Origin of the sequence: Geomonas sp. Red32 (assembly GCF_023652955.1) — a bacterium.
Taxonomy (GTDB): Bacteria; Desulfobacterota; Desulfuromonadia; order Geobacterales; family Geobacteraceae; genus Geomonas.
Genome location: NZ_JAKLOY010000001.1, coordinates 663,220 through 677,343, shown reverse-complemented (window position 1 = coordinate 677,343; position 14,124 = coordinate 663,220). Strand labels below are relative to the sequence as shown.

Sequence of the window (14,124 nt, the reverse complement as noted above, 5' to 3'; positions counted from 1 at the left end):
AAGGGGGGCGGCATTGCTGACGATGGCGCTCGGCTGGCTTTTGCTGGCCATGCCAGCTGCCTGCCAGGGGGCGAGCGAACCGTCCATCGACCAGCTGACCAGGGAGATCGTCGATCTGATGGGGAGCAACACCTCGACCTTCAGAGAGGAAAGTTACGGTTACATCGAGTTCCACAACTGCGTGATGAGATACAGCGTGTCCGGAACGGTGGTCGGTAACGAGTACACCTACAAATACGACAACATCGACTTTGCCAAGCTCGACATCAACGACTCGCGGGAAGGCGAAGACTATTCCAGCTTCATCGTGTTGAGTTTTAACGGCAAGTTCCCCATGACGGGGACCTTCAACCGCGAGGTGAGTACGGTGGTGATCGGGGCGGCGAACCGGGAAGGTTCCAAAAAGCTGTTCGCGCTTTTCACGAAGCTCGGCAATCTGTGCAAGCCGCCGCAGAAGCAGCCGCCGTCACCCCCGGCACCTTAGTAGCTCGGTACCACCATCGCTTCGGTGGGGCTGGCGGCGCGGGGCGGCGCGGTTTCCCAGGGCGCCCCGTCCCTGCGGGTGAGCATCACCGCGTTGGCGAGATCGTCGGTGCCGTAGGAGACGATGGCTCTCCCCTGGGTCCCTTGCCCGGCGGCGAGCTCCAAAGGCCAGAAGGCGAGTTCGGTCAGGCCGAGGGTGAAGAGGTCTCCCGCGATGTAGACGAGGATGCGGACCTTGCTTTCGGAAGGGGAGCCGTTGACGAACTCGTAGACGTCGACCCGGTCGCTGTTGCGTTTCTCGGTCACCACCGGTACGCCGAGGGTGCCGACCACGCTATCGCGGTGGGCGCCGACCCGGACGTTCTGGAGCTGGACCGGTGCGGGCGCGGTTGCCGCATAGTAAATGGAACAGCCGGAAAGGACCGTGGTAAAGATAAGGACGGCAAAGAGTCTGGTCACTACCTGTAGATCCCGCAAAGCATCCTCCCCGTACTTCGATTGAAATTAAAAATCCCATAACATATCCATTGAGCCGTGGCAATAGATTACGCGGGTTGAGTACAAAAGAGCGGCGGCATAGTGAATGGTATTGTGCCGGGAGCACGATGCGCGCTACACTTTCCCGGGATCCCATCCTCAAAGGGAGGAGTTTATAAAAGTTTTAGCGATCTTTATAGAAATTTAAGAACTCCTTCAGGACCAGTTAAAAATGGTTTCGTACAGTAGCAGCATCACAACCAAGGAGGATGCTGCATGAACAAGATCAAGCTGCTGTACGACATCGCCACCACCATGAAGAAGTCCGATAAGATCGCCGGAGTCTTGGGAGTCAGGGTCCGCAAGGACCAGGACGAGGTCTTCACCCTGCGTAACGAGTTCGAGAAGGCCACCACCGGCCAGGCCAAGACCACCGTGTCGGCGGAGCTCAACCTCGACGGCCGCCACGTGAAGCGCGAGAGCACCACCGAGTTCGAGCTCTCCGGCTGCTGCGGACACGGACACGGACACGGCCCGGGGATGCTGCGCCGGATGTTCCACGGCAAGGGGGAGGGGGATCGCTGCTGCGGGGTGCGCGGCGTCTTCGGCAAACTCTCCGCCGCTTTCGGGATTCTCAACGGGATCGAGGCGGAGGAGCGCGAAGACGGCGGGGCGCGCCTCACCCTGAACCTGGACGCGCTTCCCGAGGAGCTGAAAGCCGGGCTCTTGGAGAAGCTGCGCCACAAGGCGGAGCACTGCTGCCACCACGGGAGCCTGGCCGGCTGCCAGGTGGAAGCGGTCCACGGGCAGGTCACGGTGGAGGTCGACCGTGAGCGGAAGATCGAGAAGATCGTGGTCGGCCTCGACGGCAGCATGAGCGGCCGGGACGAGGGTGTACACGAGGTAACGGCAAGCGGCGAAGTGGCTTTCGCCTGGTAACGGAAAGGGGCGCAGGGGCTATGAAGGCTCCTGCGCCTGCTGGAGAAGAGATGAATTACGACGACACCTGGAGCAGACGCCGGGAGGATGCCTGCTGCGACCGGTTCTCGAGGTTGCGCAGCCATCTGCATCACCACCACCACGAATTCCTGCGCTACCACCGCATCTTCCGCTACGCCCGGCCGGTGGTGCTCCTCTTCAACCTGGTCATCCTGGTGCTGCTCTTCCGGTGGGCGGGCATCAAGGCGGTCGGGATCTTCTTCGCGGCACTGATCGCCATCAAGGAAATCGCGGTCTTCATCTTCCTGATGCGGCTGGAGAAGCGGATCATCTTCCCGATCCAGGAGCTGCGGCGCGGGGTGGAGGAGATCGCCCGGGGGAACTACGACGTCCGGGTGGAGTGCAACGTTCCCAACGACCTGGGGCTTTTGACCGCCTCCTTCAACGACATGGCGTACCAGCTGTTGTTGTCCGAACAGGTCCAGGCCGAGTACGAGGAGAACCGCAAGAGCCTGGTGGCCAACATCTCCCACGACCTGAAGACCCCGATCACCTCGGTGCAGGGGTACATCGAGATGCTCCTCGAGCGCGATGTGGATCCCGAAAAGCGGGAGCGCTACCTGAAGACCATCCACCACAACGTCTCCTACCTGAACCACCTGGTGGACGACCTCTTCCTCTTCTCCAAGCTCGACATGCAGAAGCTGGAGCTCAAGCTGGAGGAGGTCCCGATCCGGCGCTACCTGGCCGATCTCATGGAGGATTACCGCCTCGAGCTGGAGCCGCGGCAGATCACCCTTGCCTTCGCCGACCGGCTGACCGGCGAGCCCTCCCTCAGGATGGACGGCAAACGCATGTACCAGGCGATCAACAACATCGTGAGAAACGCGGTCGGGCACGGGCCGGAGCAGGGGCTGACGCTCGAGGTGGCGCTCTACCATAGCGGCGGCCGGATCGCCATCGACATCAAGGACAACGGCCCGGGGATCGCCGAGGACCAGCTGCCGCTCATCTTCGACCGCTTCTACCGGATCGATCACGAGCGCCGCAAGAATTTCGAGAGCACGGGGCTGGGGCTCGCCATCACCAGGGAGTTGATCCAGGCGCACGGCGGGGAAATCTCGGTGGCGAGCTCGGTGGGGGAGGGGACCTGCTTCACCGTGCAGCTCCCCCAGTGCCAGGGGGCGGAGGAGAATAGATGAAAAAGGTGCTCTTGATCGAGGACGATCTCGATATCGCCGAGCTGGAGCGGGATTACCTGCAACTGAACGGCTACCACACCGACATCGTCCAGGAGGGTGGGGCCGGGCTCAAGCTCGCCACCTCCGGGCGCTACGACATCGTGGTGGTGGACCTCATGCTTCCCGGGGTGGGGGGGTACGACATCATCCGGGAGATCCGGAAGAACCAGGAGATCCCGGTCATCGTGGTCTCCGCCAAGAACGAGGACATCGACAAGATCAGGGGGCTCGACATTGGGGCGGACGACTACCTCACGAAGCCGTTCAGCCCGGCCGAGTTCGTGGCGCGGATCAAGTCGCACCTGAAGCGGTACGAACGGCTCAAGGGGAACGCGCCGGGACAGGAGGTCATCCTCAACAAGGGGCTGGAGATCAACACGGCGTCGCATCAGGTGCTGGTGAACGGCAAGGAGGTGCAGCTCACCACCAAGGAGTACGAGATCCTCGTCTTCCTCGCCTCCCATCCCAACATCGTCTTCACCAAGGAAAGACTTTTGGATGCGGTCTGGGGAAACGAGTACTACGGCGACACCGCGACCATCGCCGTCCATATCCACAAGATCCGCAAGAAGATTGAGGCCGATCCGGTGGAGCCGGTCTACATCGAGACCATCTGGGGTACCGGCTACCGCTTCCTCCCGTAGCTCCCTTTTACCACTCCATCCGGAATCCTCCGGTAGCTCCCGGTCGCTACTTCTTCCAGAATCCTCCGGGAGCTCCCGGTCACCACTCCATCCAGAACCCCACGTTGAGGTACTCCTCGGTGGCGGTGAAGAATTCGTCCACCGTGGGCCTGCCGTGGTAGAACCCGCCCCCCAGCCGCCACAGGCGGCCGAAGGAGCGCATGTAGAGTCCCGCCTGCAGCGCGAGGTCCCCCCTCCAGTCCCGCTCTTCCATCGAGGTGGTGTCGAAGGCCGCGTAGTAGCCGACCCGGTTCCCGAGGTATTTCTGCGGGCTCTGGCACTCCACCCCTCCCTCCAGCCGCCACGGCTTCATGACCGAGCGATTCCCCAGCCACGCTCCCCACCCCGCCTCGCCGTAGAGGTGCCATCCCTCGAAGGGGGCGACGCTGACGCCGCCGGAGATCTCCTCCCTGGTATAGCCGATCCTCTTGCGCCCGGTCCGCTGGATGTATTCGTCGCCGAGGTGGCTCGAGCGGTGGTGCAGGCTCAGCATCCCGCCGAGGGCCTGCGACCACCTGCCGCTCAGCTCCAGGCCGTAATCCCCATCCCAGCCGATGGCGTCGAGTTGTTTGCGGACGTCGTAGAGGCCGTCATAGGCGCCGATGAAGCCGAGCTGCAGCAGCCGGCCGCTATGTTCGGAGGAGGAGATGCCGACCAGCCCGAAGATCCCTCCCACCTTCACGTTGAGCCTCTCGGCGCTGGCATCGGGGATGGCGGTCTTGGTGTAGGACAGGTGCTCCATGCCGAAGCCCGGGCGGTGCGGGTCGGCCAGGTGCGGCGGGTAGGGGCTTCCTCCCGGGAAGAAGTGGCCGAGGCAGCCGTCCCCGCAGGAAAAGGTGGGGCCCTGCCAGGGCTCTTGGCCGGAGGCCGGGCCGCCGGCGGAGGTTTCCCCTCGCCCGGGATCGTCCGCGGCGCTCGCACCCTGGCCGGTTGCGAGGCAGGAAAGAAGGCAGAAGCAGATGACTGCGAGAGGCCGGGTCAAGATTCCCCTCCACACCGGGTTCGGTGCAACGAGCTGCCATGGCGCCAGGTCGCGGGCATCCGGCACGGAGGGGTAGCCGGTTGGAGCAGCAAGAGGATAGTGCCGGGGACGCCGGTGATATCGACACATTCAGTGTGTCAGGAATTTTAAAGTATTCAATAGCGGCTCTTTCAATACCGGAAGTTTCTGCACTGTCAACGCCACAGTCATGACTGCAAAGAGAAGGTGATCTTGCAAAGTTGGCTCGTTGGATGTATGAATAAGGCCCTGTCTGTAACAGAAGACCATCCACCAAAAGGAGCAACTATGTCAGCCACACCGGTTCGAGAAGAAGCATGGAAACTGCTGACCGAATATGTGCCGAGCGACAACTTGCAGCGTCACGCGCTGGCCGTCGAGGCGGTGATGCGTTACATGGCCCGCAAACGGGGCGAGGATGAGGAGACATGGGGCCTCATCGGCCTGGTCCACGATATCGATTACGAGCGCTATCCGGAGGAGCACTGCAAAAAGGCCCCGGCGATCCTGCGGGAACACGGGTGGCCGGAGGAGATGATCCGCGCGGTGGTTTCCCACGGATGGGGGATCTGCAGCGATGTCGAGCCGCTCACCGCGGCGGAGAAGGTCCTCTATACCATCGACGAGCTGACCGGCCTCGTGGCTGCGGCCGCCCTGGTGCGTCCCTCCAAGAGCGTGCTCGATCTCCCGGTGAAGAGCGTGACGAAAAAATGGAAGGACAAGGCGTTCGCCGCCGGAGCCGACCGCTCGGTCATCGAGAAGGGGGCCGCCATGCTCGGGATGGAGCTCGCCGAGCTGATCGAGGATTGCATCGAGGGGATGAGGACCCAGGCGGAGGCCATCGGGCTGAAGGGGAATCCGGGTGCTTAAATCGAGAGTGTCCCGGGCCGTTTCGCTGGCGGCCGCTTTTTTCCTCCTCGCCCAGACCGCCTTCGCCGGGGTCTTGGGGGATTTCGAGAAGGACGCCACCAAGGACGATCAGACGGAGCAATCAAGCCGCCACAAGCACGGCCACCACGATGACGACTCCAGCAGCTCCAGCAGTGACAGCGACGGGAGCGAGGTGGCGGAGGCCATCGTGGCGGTCTTGTTGGGGGGCTTCGTCTACGGCGGCATGGAAAGCTGGTATCGCGCGACCGGCACTGCTCCTGAAACGCACGGGAACGTCAGCCCTCCCGAGCCGCGCCCCATCGGCAGCGCGCTCATCCCGATCCTGCGCGTCGATCTCGCCTACCAGCCGGTCGAGCACCATGTCGACGCCCTCGATGTCTTAGCCCAGGTCGGCTACGGGCCGGTCGCGGCACAGGTGCGGCACACGTCCTACTGGGAGGGACCCACCTCTGACACCATGTCCCAGACCCAGGTGCACGCGCTGTACCGGATGTCGTTCGGCTCCCACTTCGAGACCGATCTCGGCTTCGGCGCGCTGGTGCTCGACGGGAAGCAGACCACCAGCGGCTTTTCCTTCACCATGCCGGTCCTCATTCATCCCTCCCCGAACTTCGGGCTGGAGTTCCGGCCGAGCTGGTCGGACCTGAACGGAAATACCATCGAGGACTACGATATGGCCGTGCTGATGGGGGCGGGGCCCTGTTCGTTGAAGCTCGGCTACCGGTGGTTTATGAGCGAGAACGTCACTCTCAAAGGGCCGGAGGTTGGACTGTCAGTGAGGTGGTGACAGCGGCAGCGGATAGAAGTAATTTCCCACCCTTCTTGAATAGGACAAGTTTTGTGCTATTACTTTCCGGTGAGATAGCATGAACAGCAGGCTGTATGCCTGCCCAAGGAGGAAGTGTGAAGAAAGTTGCTGTTACTACTGTTGCCCTGAGCCTTATGGTGTCCGGAGCTGCCCTGGGGGGAGTGTTCTCCAACGGGCAGAGCCTTTTGGAAAGCCGTTGCGCCGTCTGCCATCCCTCTTCCAAGGCGAAGGTCCTGAAGAGGACCCCCGCCCAGTGGGACGGAATCGTCTCCAACATGATGAAGAAGGGCGCCAAGCTGAATGCCGAGGAGAAAAAGACCCTGGTGAAGTACCTGGCGGAGAATTACAAGAAATAACGGTGGGTGCTCCACTACCGGCAGTAAGAAGGGCCAACTGGTGACAGTTGGCCCTTTTCTATTCCATTCCCCCTCCCCTTGAGGGAGGGGGTGAGGGGGTGGGGGAGGTTGCCACGGAGTGCCGAAGCCGGCCTCCCCCCCCACCCTGACCCTCCCCCTCAAGTGGGGAGGGGAATCTTTAGAATGTAGCTACACCGGCTGGACGTAGCAGCTATAGCAGGTGCGGTAGCAGTAGCAATGGTAGCAGTAGCAGCTATAGCAGCTGTAGCAACTGTAGCAGCTGTAGCAGGAGGCTTGGGCTCCGGCGGCCTGGGCCCCTTCCTGGGCTCCCTGGAGAAACGACTGGCCCCCCTGCTGCTGTTGGCCACCCTGCGGCATCCCCCCCATCATCGGGTTCTGGACCGCCGTGGGGTTCATGACGTTGATGACCACCCCTTGCGGACTGCCACCGCCTCCCATCATTTCCTGCCCCATGCCGCCCATCTGTGTGTTGGCCATCCCGCCGCAGCACTGTCCCATCTTGGCCTGGACCTCTTCGGGAGGAACTTTGTACTGGTCGGCCATGTCATCGGGGATCTCGTAGAAGGTACCGTCTAATCCTCTTGCGATCATGTCATCCTCCTTTTTCGTTGTTGAGTCTCGTCACGCCGTACCGCCTTGGTCACCTCCTTTTGCTCCGGCTTCCCGACAGCATCGCTCGCCGGCATTGCCGGTAGGGTGGGGCTTCATCTGCTGTTGCATCTTTTGCATGGTCATCTCGTGAACCCTGCGCGCCGTATCCGGCTGCTCGTTGAAGTAGTTCCACATGAGCTTGGTGAACCGGCAGTGGTTGTCCCGGAAGCTCTCGGAAAGGTCGCAGGAGATGGGACAGCCATGCGTGCAGAAGCGATTGGCCGCGCAGTCAAAGCAGCGTATGTACCAGGTCCCTTTCTTCGGGAAGTTGTCGCGCAACCTCTGTACGTGTTTCTCGTCGATCTCGTCCAGGCGTCCGAGGAGGTACTCTTTGTTCCTGGTTCCTCCGCAGACGAAGATGTTTCCCTCGCCATCTATGCCGATCTTGTCGGCGGCCGAATCGCAGGAGCGGTTCCACTGTGGCTGCGAACCGTTGCGGTTGCCGGTCGCGGCAAGGTACTGGTAGGCCATTCTCCCGACCCTCATGTCGTCCACCGACATCCCGCTCTTCAGCATGTGGCCGATCTCGTCCACGGTGCTCGTGAACATCTGCTCGGCGGAGAGCTGCTCGGCATCGCCGCGCCCCTGGGCAACCACGAAGTTCGAGATCATTCCCGCAACCCCCTGCTCCCGGAGGTACTCCATCACCTCACCCATCCTCCCGGCGTTGTGCCGGTTGATGGTGACCACCACCCCGACCGGAATGCCCCGCTTCTTGGCGCTCTGCAGCAACTCGTGAAGCTGCTCGCCCCGTTCGCGGCATGCGTTGTGGAGCGCGGGCGGGCCGTCGCAGCTGAGCGAGAAGCCGATCCCCATCTCGTGCAGCCTGACCAGGCGCTCCTCGTCCAAAAGGGTGCCGTTGGTGCTCAGGGGGAAGATCACCTCCTTGCCGTGCTTTTCGCCCAGCGCTCTTGCGTAGGCGACGAAATCGGCGATCCAGGAGTCGTCCATGAGCAGCGGCTCGCCGCCGTAAAGGTGGAGAGCGACCTGCGGGTAGCCGGAGTTCTCGATGAGGAGATGGGCGATCTGTTTTGCCGTCTCAAGCGGCATCGTTGAATCGTTGGCGGGGGTGCAGTCGATGAAGCAGTACGAGCACCTCAGGTTGCAGCGGTCAGTCAGCAGCATGGAAACGTTGGAAACAGAGTGAAAGAATTTCGCCAGTGCAGCGTTGCCGGTAGTCATGCTCATCCCTCCATGTTGAAATTATTGCCATTGCACCTCGCTGGACCTGCTCCACGCCGAGGGGATCGGAAATTGTAAAATTAAAACCTTTTAACGATATCGCGGGAGGCCGCACTGTCAAGGCGGGCTTCAGGAGGGAAAAGAGACGGGGCGTGGTGCGCCGGATGGGAACAAGGCCACCCTCGAAAAAGGTTCATCGGGAAATTTCGGGGAAGCTCAAGTCCCCCTTTGGAAAAGGGGGACTTAGGGGGATTTTCCCTGCTGCCAACGTCACAAATCCCCCCTGTCCCCCCTTTTTCAAAGGGGGGGACCTTTTATCCCCAGTATCCCCGATGACCCTTGAAAGGGGGGGGGATGGAGGTGTCCGGGAAAAATCGTTTGCCCGAATGGGCGCGGTGTGTTAAACCCTTGGCATTTTGCAGTAAGGGTCGACCATGGAGAAAAACAACCGTCCCATCCAGGACATGCCCCAGCTTGACGGGCTGAGAACGATAGCGGTCTTCGCCGCCATCTTCTCCCACTACCTCCCGGTGGGGATCGGCAAGTACTTCGGTTACGGCCACGCCGGGGTCCAGCTCTTCTTTACCATCAGCGGCTTCCTCATCACCGGGATCCTCCTCAAATGCAGGTCCGCCATCGACGGCGGCGGCTCCAGCGGCTTCTACCTCAAGCAGTTCTATGCCCGCAGGTTCCTGAGGATCTTTCCCCTGTACTATTTCGTGCTGGCGACCCAGGCCTACCTCCACCGGCTCGGGGATTCGCTCCCCTACCACCTGACCTACACCAGCAACATCTACATGGCGGCCATCGGGAAGATCGTCGCGGCCTGCCATTTCTGGTCTCTGTGCGTCGAGGAGCAGTTCTACCTCTTCTGGCCGTTTCTCCTCTTCTTCGTGCCGAAGGAGAGCCTCGGGCGGTGGGTGCTGGGGCTGATCCCGCTCTCCATCCTTTTCCGCGGCTACTGCCTGGTGAGCGGGCTCTCCGACCAGACCATCTATCTCCTGCCGGCCAATTTCGACTGCCTCGCCGCCGGAGCCCTGCTGGCCATCGCGTTTGCCGCGAAGATGGAGGCGGCGAAGCTCTCGGCCTACACCCGCGTGGCCGGGGCGGCGGGAAGCGTCCTGCTGGCCCTGCTGATCGGGCTCTCCATCCTGTTCCAGGAGCGCCACGGCGTGGGGCAGTCCGCGACGTTCCTCCTCCTCGACACGGCGATCGCGCTCATCTCGGTCAGCGTGGTCTGGAAGGCGGCCCGCGGCTACTCCGGCCTGGCCGGTGCCTTCCTCAACCTCGCCCCGGTACGCTACCTCGGGAGGATCAGCTACGGCCTCTACGTAATCCACCTGTTCACCCCGCTGGTCACCAGGGATCTCCTCACCCGCGCCGGCATCCAGCTCTCCCCCGGCGCCACCATTGCGGCCAACGTGCTGCTGACGGTGGTGATGGCGGCGGCGTCCTGGCATCTCTTCGAGGCGCCGATCAACCGGTTGAAGAGGTACTTCCCGTACCAGCAGACGGCCAGCCGGACCGAGGAATTCGATGCGCAAAAGGCGGCGGCATCGTAAGAACCTCGGTGAGGCGGCGGTACGATCTGCGCGAAGAGCGGTGGGTGAGCCGGGGCAGGCCGGGAATGGTGTGGCCGGAAACCTGGAGCTGCAAAGCCCGGCGGGTAAAGCAGTGAGAGGATGCAAGGAGGAAGGGGTTGGTTCGTAAGAATCTGGATGGTTTCGGCGTTGGGTTGATGCTGCTTCTCTGCATGATCTGGGGATTGCAGCAGGTTGCCATCAAGGCGGTCGCTCACGACCTCTCCCCCCTCATGCAGGTCGGGTTCCGGTCGGGGCTGAGCGCCCTGCTGGTCGGTGCGGTCATGGTGGCGCGCAAGGAGCGCTTCTCCCTCTCCGACGGCACCCTGGCCCCGGGCCTCGTGGCCGGGCTCCTCTTCGCCGCCGAGTTTCTCTTCGTCGCCAAGGGGCTCACCCTGACCACCGCGTCCCACATGGCGGTCTTTCTCTACACCTCCCCCATCTTCACCGCGCTGGGGCTCCACCTGAGGCTTCCCGCCGAAAGGCTCTCCGCGCGCCAGTGGGGCGGCATCGGCATCGCCTTCTGCGGTACCGTCACCGCCTTTGCCGGAGGGCTGCTGCACGGCGGCATCACCCCGCAGATGCTTTTGGGGGACTGCTTCGGCATTCTGGCCGGCGCCTCCTGGGGGACCACCACCGTGGTCATCCGCTGCTCGGCCCTTTCCGAGGCGGCCTCGGCCAAGACCCTCCTTTACCAGTTGGCGGTCGCCTGCACCGCCCTGCTCACCTACGCCCTCCTCACCGGGCAGTTCGGTGTGGCCGCCATGACCGGCGCGGCCTGGGGGAGCCTCCTCTTCCAGGCGGTCGTGGTCTCCTTCGCGAGCTACCTGGCCTGGTTCTGGCTCCTCAGGCGCTACCTCGCCTCGCGGCTTTCCGCGTTCTCCTTCATGACCCCGCTCTTCGGGGTGAGCTTCGGCGTGCTCCTTTTGCACGAGCCGCTGGACGGCTTCTTCGCCGCGGGCGCCATCCTGGTCCTCATGGGGATCACCCTGGTCAGTCTGCGCGGCTCTACGGCGGGACGGGTGGCCGAAGATGTCTGCCCCTTGAGCGAGCTGGAGGACGGCAAATCCCCCCTGTCCCCCCTGTGACAAGGGGGGGACCTTATCCCCAACATTCCGCCAAGAACCTACGAAAAAAGGCCCGCCGGTATTCACCGGACGGGCCTTTTCATTGCGCTGCGGGGTGCCTAGATCAGGCCGTGGGCTACCATCGCCTTGGCGACCTTGATGAAGCCGGCGATGTTGGCGCCGTTCACGTAGTTGCCGGGGGTGCCGTACTCCTCGGCGGTTTCGTAGCAGAGATCGTGGATGTTCTTCATGATCTCGGCCAGGCGCTTTTCGGTGTAGTCGAAGGTCCAGGTGTCGCGGCAGGCGTTTTGCTGCATCTCCAGCGCCGAGGTTGCCACCCCGCCCGCGTTGGCCGCCTTGCCGGGGCCGTAGGCGATCTTCGATTCGAGGAAGACCTTGACCCCTTCGGGGGTGGTCGGCATGTTGGCCCCTTCGCCGACGGCGATGCACCCGTTTCTTACCAGTTTGGCGGCGTCCTTGCCGTTGATCTCGTTCTGGGTCGCGGAAGGCATCGCCACCTGGCAGGGGATCTCCCAGATGTTACCCCCCGGGGTGTACCGCGCGTCCTTGTGGTAGGAGGCGTACTCCGCTATCCGCGCCCGCTTGACCTCCTTGAGCTCCTTGATCAGCTCGACGTCCAGCCCCTTCTCGTGATAGATGATCCCGCTCGAGTCGGAGCAGGCGACGCATTTGCCCCCCAGCTGGTGGATCTTCTCGATGGTGTAGATGGCGACGTTGCCGGAACCCGAGACGGTGCAGGTCTTGCCGTCGAAGGAATCCTTGCGCACCTTGAGCATGGCATCGACGAAGAAGGTGGCGCCGTAACCGGTCGCTTCGGTACGCACGAGCGATCCGCCCCAGTCGAGCCCCTTACCGGTCAAAACGCCCGGTTCGTAGCGGTTGGTGATCCGCTTGTACTGGCCGAACATGTAGCCGATCTCTCTCCCCCCGACACCGATGTCGCCGGCGGGGACGTCGGTGTGCTCCCCGAGGTGCCGGTACAGTTCGGTCATGAAACTCTGGCAAAAACGCATGATCTCGTTGTCCGATTTCCCCTTGGGATCGAAGTCCGATCCCCCCTTGCCGCCGCCGATGGGAAGCCCGGTCAGCGAGTTCTTGAAGATCTGCTCGAAGCCCAGGAACTTGATGATGCCGAGGTAGACCGACGGGTGGAAGCGGAGTCCCCCCTTGTACGGTCCCAGCGAGCTGTTGAACTCGACCCGGAAGCCCCGGTTGATCTGGACCTCGCCGCTGTCGTCCTGCCAGGGCACCCGGAAGATGATCTGGCGCTCCGGCTCGCTGATCCGCTGGATGATCTTCCGCTCGCAGTACTCCGGATGCTTCACCAGCACCGGTCCCAGCGACTCGAGAACCTCGCGTACGGCTTGGTGAAACTCCACCTCGCCGGGGTTGCGCCTCAACACCTCTTGGTAAATCGGTTCGATCTTCTCGTCAATCTGCGGGCTCATGCACGCCTCCTTTGATTAAAAATGCGGCAAAAAAATTCACCGGCACAACTGCAATTGTCAAAAAATTGTAATCAATGACCGGTTTATATACAGTTACTGCATAAAAAGCAAGCATAAATGCCCATAAAGTGTGCACGATGCCTGACAAATGGGCAATGCCTCCTGCCGGCTGAGACGCTGCCTGGGGGCCAAAGCTCCTCTGCCTGAATAAGCCTGCAGCTGAACCGGAGGTTTTTCCCGATCACGGCGCAAAATGTCTTATAACTCAATGACTTTGCACTCTCAACGGCAGCTGATACACTAAGAAGATCACGGTCAATGGAGGTGAACTATGATAGCAAAGGGTACCTTCTGCGCAGCGGTCATCTTCCTCTTGTCGGCATGCACTACCATCGAGACACGCACCACTCAAGATTCGAACCTCGCCTACTCTGAACACCACTATGCGGCCCACGATCTGAAAGTTGATTGGAAGAGTGAGCAAGCCGGCCCCGATCTGCGAATCAAAGGAACAGTAACCAATCCCCGCTATGACACCTCGTACAATGGTTTCGAACTGACAGCGTCACTTCTGGATGCCAGCGGCAAGGCCTTCGCCAAGAAGGTTTTCCTGTTTTATCCGGGACCCCTGACGGGAACGCAGCAGTTCGGCCTTGATTTCCCGCAAACGGAGGCGCAGCAGCTGCAAAAGATTAAATTCAGGTACGAATTCAACGTCGGCGAAGGGGGGGATCACTTCACCGGCAACTTCGAATCGGTTCCCTGATCATTGGCGGTACCGATGCCTTAGTGGCGTCTGTCAACGCGCCCTAGTGACCCTCAGACGACCGTGATGGAGGGGCACGGGCAAAAAACATCGTGTGATCGCAAAGGCCCGCCGGCATGTCCGGCGGGTTTTTTAGTTCCGGCTCAAGGCTATGACCGGAACCCTTACGCGCACGAAGGGGAAGGATGAGGGAGGAAGGCGCATTGTATTAATCTGGGGAGGTGTGAGAAAATGAAGGAGTAAAGCGAGGTGAGAACGTATGAGATGCGACTACAAAGACGATTTCAAAGTCGACTATGCCGACTCGCTGCATATCACCAAAGGGAACGGTATCGAGGTCTCGGTCAAAGGGAGCGAGATTCCTTCCAACGTGAAAGCATGTCTCGATTCGGCGGTCACTCGTAACAGTTGCCACGAACTGCGTGCTGCGGCTAAGGCCTTCACCGGTTCGCTCTCGAAAGCCTTCGACGTGGAATAATACAACCGATTGTCGCGGCAATGACAAACGAG

Annotated in this window: 17 protein-coding genes; 11 read left to right on the top strand and 6 right to left on the bottom strand. The window is 61.6% G+C overall.

The genetic code is table 11. The annotated features are described in order from the left end of the window. The first annotated feature begins 13 nt into the window (after nt 1-13). Nucleotides 14-484 carry a hypothetical protein gene (locus tag L4X63_RS02975; RefSeq protein WP_250677099.1) on the top strand — a complete coding sequence of 157 codons (471 nt, stop codon included), beginning with the start codon at nt 14-16 and terminating at the stop codon, nt 482-484. On the opposite strand, the gene L4X63_RS02970 is transcribed toward L4X63_RS02975, so the two are convergent. Next, nucleotides 481-942: a hypothetical protein gene (locus L4X63_RS02970; protein ID WP_250677098.1), complete on the bottom strand. Its 462-nt coding sequence runs from the start codon at nt 940-942 to the stop codon at nt 481-483. The two genes, L4X63_RS02975 and L4X63_RS02970, sit on opposite strands and share 4 nt — an antisense overlap. Nucleotides 943-1,236: 294 nt before the next feature. On the opposite strand from L4X63_RS02970, the gene L4X63_RS02965 reads away from it, so the two are divergent. The 3 genes from L4X63_RS02965 to L4X63_RS02955 are packed head-to-tail and all read left to right on the top strand — an operon-like array spanning nt 1,237 to nt 3,784. Then, on the top strand, nt 1,237-1,899 hold the full coding sequence (locus L4X63_RS02965) for a hypothetical protein (protein ID WP_250677097.1): 663 nt from the start codon (nt 1,237-1,239) through the stop codon (nt 1,897-1,899). 50 nt (nt 1,900-1,949) lie between these two features. Then, entirely contained in the window at nt 1,950-3,101 is a 1,152-nt protein-coding gene (locus L4X63_RS02960) for a sensor histidine kinase (protein WP_250677096.1), read from the top strand. Beyond that, nucleotides 3,098-3,784 (top strand): response regulator transcription factor, encoded by a 687-nt coding sequence (locus tag L4X63_RS02955; protein ID WP_250677095.1) that lies wholly within the window; start codon nt 3,098-3,100, stop codon nt 3,782-3,784. The genes L4X63_RS02960 and L4X63_RS02955 overlap by 4 nt, the downstream gene beginning before the upstream one ends. A gap of 79 nt (nt 3,785-3,863) precedes the next feature. Here the strand turns inward: L4X63_RS02955 and L4X63_RS02950 are convergent, their stop codons facing one another. Beyond that, nucleotides 3,864-4,805, bottom strand: a complete 942-nt coding sequence (locus tag L4X63_RS02950) for a DUF1207 domain-containing protein (RefSeq protein ID WP_250677094.1) — start codon at nt 4,803-4,805, stop codon at nt 3,864-3,866. Nucleotides 4,806-5,111: 306 nt separating this feature from the next. Between L4X63_RS02950 and L4X63_RS02945 the strand changes: the two genes are divergently transcribed. The 3 genes from L4X63_RS02945 (at nt 5,112) to L4X63_RS02935 (ending at nt 6,878) form a co-directional block, all read left to right on the top strand. Then, the gene (locus L4X63_RS02945) at nt 5,112-5,693 is read left to right on the top strand and encodes an HDIG domain-containing metalloprotein (protein ID WP_250677093.1); all 582 of its coding nucleotides are present in this window, start codon (nt 5,112-5,114) and stop codon (nt 5,691-5,693) included. Then, nucleotides 5,686-6,501 (top strand): hypothetical protein, encoded by an 816-nt coding sequence (locus L4X63_RS02940; RefSeq protein ID WP_250677092.1) that lies wholly within the window; start codon nt 5,686-5,688, stop codon nt 6,499-6,501. Before L4X63_RS02945 ends, L4X63_RS02940 begins: the two co-directional genes overlap by 8 nt. Before the next feature lie 116 nt (nt 6,502-6,617). After that, nucleotides 6,618-6,878, top strand: coding sequence for a hypothetical protein (locus tag L4X63_RS02935; RefSeq protein ID WP_250677091.1), 261 nt, complete (start codon nt 6,618-6,620; stop codon nt 6,876-6,878). A gap of 189 nt (nt 6,879-7,067) precedes the next feature. Here L4X63_RS02935 and L4X63_RS02930 read toward each other — a convergent pair whose 3' ends face one another. Next, complete coding sequence (locus tag L4X63_RS02930; protein ID WP_250677090.1) at nt 7,068-7,490, bottom strand: hypothetical protein; 423 nt, start codon at nt 7,488-7,490, stop codon at nt 7,068-7,070. 30 nt (nt 7,491-7,520) lie between these two features. Beyond that, nucleotides 7,521-8,732 (bottom strand): radical SAM protein, encoded by a 1,212-nt coding sequence (locus L4X63_RS02925; RefSeq protein WP_250677089.1) that lies wholly within the window; start codon nt 8,730-8,732, stop codon nt 7,521-7,523. Nucleotides 8,733-9,166: 434 nt separating this feature from the next. On the opposite strand from L4X63_RS02925, the gene L4X63_RS02920 reads away from it, so the two are divergent. Next, nucleotides 9,167-10,294, top strand: a complete 1,128-nt coding sequence (locus L4X63_RS02920; protein ID WP_250677088.1) for an acyltransferase family protein — start codon at nt 9,167-9,169, stop codon at nt 10,292-10,294. Nucleotides 10,295-10,431: 137 nt separating this feature from the next. After that, the gene (locus L4X63_RS02915) at nt 10,432-11,400 is read left to right on the top strand and encodes a DMT family transporter (RefSeq protein ID WP_250677087.1); all 969 of its coding nucleotides are present in this window, start codon (nt 10,432-10,434) and stop codon (nt 11,398-11,400) included. Nucleotides 11,401-11,498: 98 nt separating this feature from the next. On the opposite strand, the gene gdhA is transcribed toward L4X63_RS02915, so the two are convergent. After that, entirely contained in the window at nt 11,499-12,848 is a 1,350-nt protein-coding gene (gene gdhA / locus L4X63_RS02910) for an NADP-specific glutamate dehydrogenase (RefSeq protein ID WP_250677086.1), read from the bottom strand. Continuing rightward, a complete protein-coding gene (locus L4X63_RS02905; RefSeq protein WP_250677085.1) occupies nt 12,832-12,996 on the bottom strand; it encodes a hypothetical protein in 165 nt (54 codons plus the stop codon). Before L4X63_RS02905 ends, gdhA begins: the two co-directional genes overlap by 17 nt. A gap of 183 nt (nt 12,997-13,179) precedes the next feature. On the opposite strand from L4X63_RS02905, the gene L4X63_RS02900 reads away from it, so the two are divergent. Next, nucleotides 13,180-13,614 (top strand): hypothetical protein, encoded by a 435-nt coding sequence (locus L4X63_RS02900; RefSeq protein ID WP_250677084.1) that lies wholly within the window; start codon nt 13,180-13,182, stop codon nt 13,612-13,614. A 259-nt stretch (nt 13,615-13,873) separates the two neighbouring features. Then, complete coding sequence (locus L4X63_RS02895) at nt 13,874-14,092, top strand: hypothetical protein (protein WP_250677083.1); 219 nt, start codon at nt 13,874-13,876, stop codon at nt 14,090-14,092. Nucleotides 14,093-14,124 lie beyond the last annotated feature (32 nt).

Excerpts from the sequence above, each read along its gene's own strand:
- L4X63_RS02965 (WP_250677097.1), top strand. The coding sequence starts at position 1,237 with ATGAACAAGATCAAGCTGCTGTACGACATCGCCACCACCATGAAGAAG.
- L4X63_RS02900 (WP_250677084.1), top strand. The coding sequence starts at position 13,180 with ATGATAGCAAAGGGTACCTTCTGCGCAGCGGTCATCTTCCTCTTGTCG.
- L4X63_RS02960 (WP_250677096.1), top strand. The coding sequence starts at position 1,950 with ATGAATTACGACGACACCTGGAGCAGACGCCGGGAGGATGCCTGCTGC.
- L4X63_RS02945 (WP_250677093.1), top strand. The coding sequence starts at position 5,112 with ATGTCAGCCACACCGGTTCGAGAAGAAGCATGGAAACTGCTGACCGAA.
- gdhA (WP_250677086.1), bottom strand. The coding sequence starts at position 12,848 with ATGAGCCCGCAGATTGACGAGAAGATCGAACCGATTTACCAAGAGGTG.
- L4X63_RS02925 (WP_250677089.1), bottom strand. The coding sequence starts at position 8,732 with ATGACTACCGGCAACGCTGCACTGGCGAAATTCTTTCACTCTGTTTCC.
- L4X63_RS02920 (WP_250677088.1), top strand. The coding sequence starts at position 9,167 with ATGGAGAAAAACAACCGTCCCATCCAGGACATGCCCCAGCTTGACGGG.
- L4X63_RS02955 (WP_250677095.1), top strand. The coding sequence starts at position 3,098 with ATGAAAAAGGTGCTCTTGATCGAGGACGATCTCGATATCGCCGAGCTG.
- L4X63_RS02930 (WP_250677090.1), bottom strand. The coding sequence starts at position 7,490 with ATGATCGCAAGAGGATTAGACGGTACCTTCTACGAGATCCCCGATGAC.
- L4X63_RS02895 (WP_250677083.1), top strand. The coding sequence starts at position 13,874 with ATGAGATGCGACTACAAAGACGATTTCAAAGTCGACTATGCCGACTCG.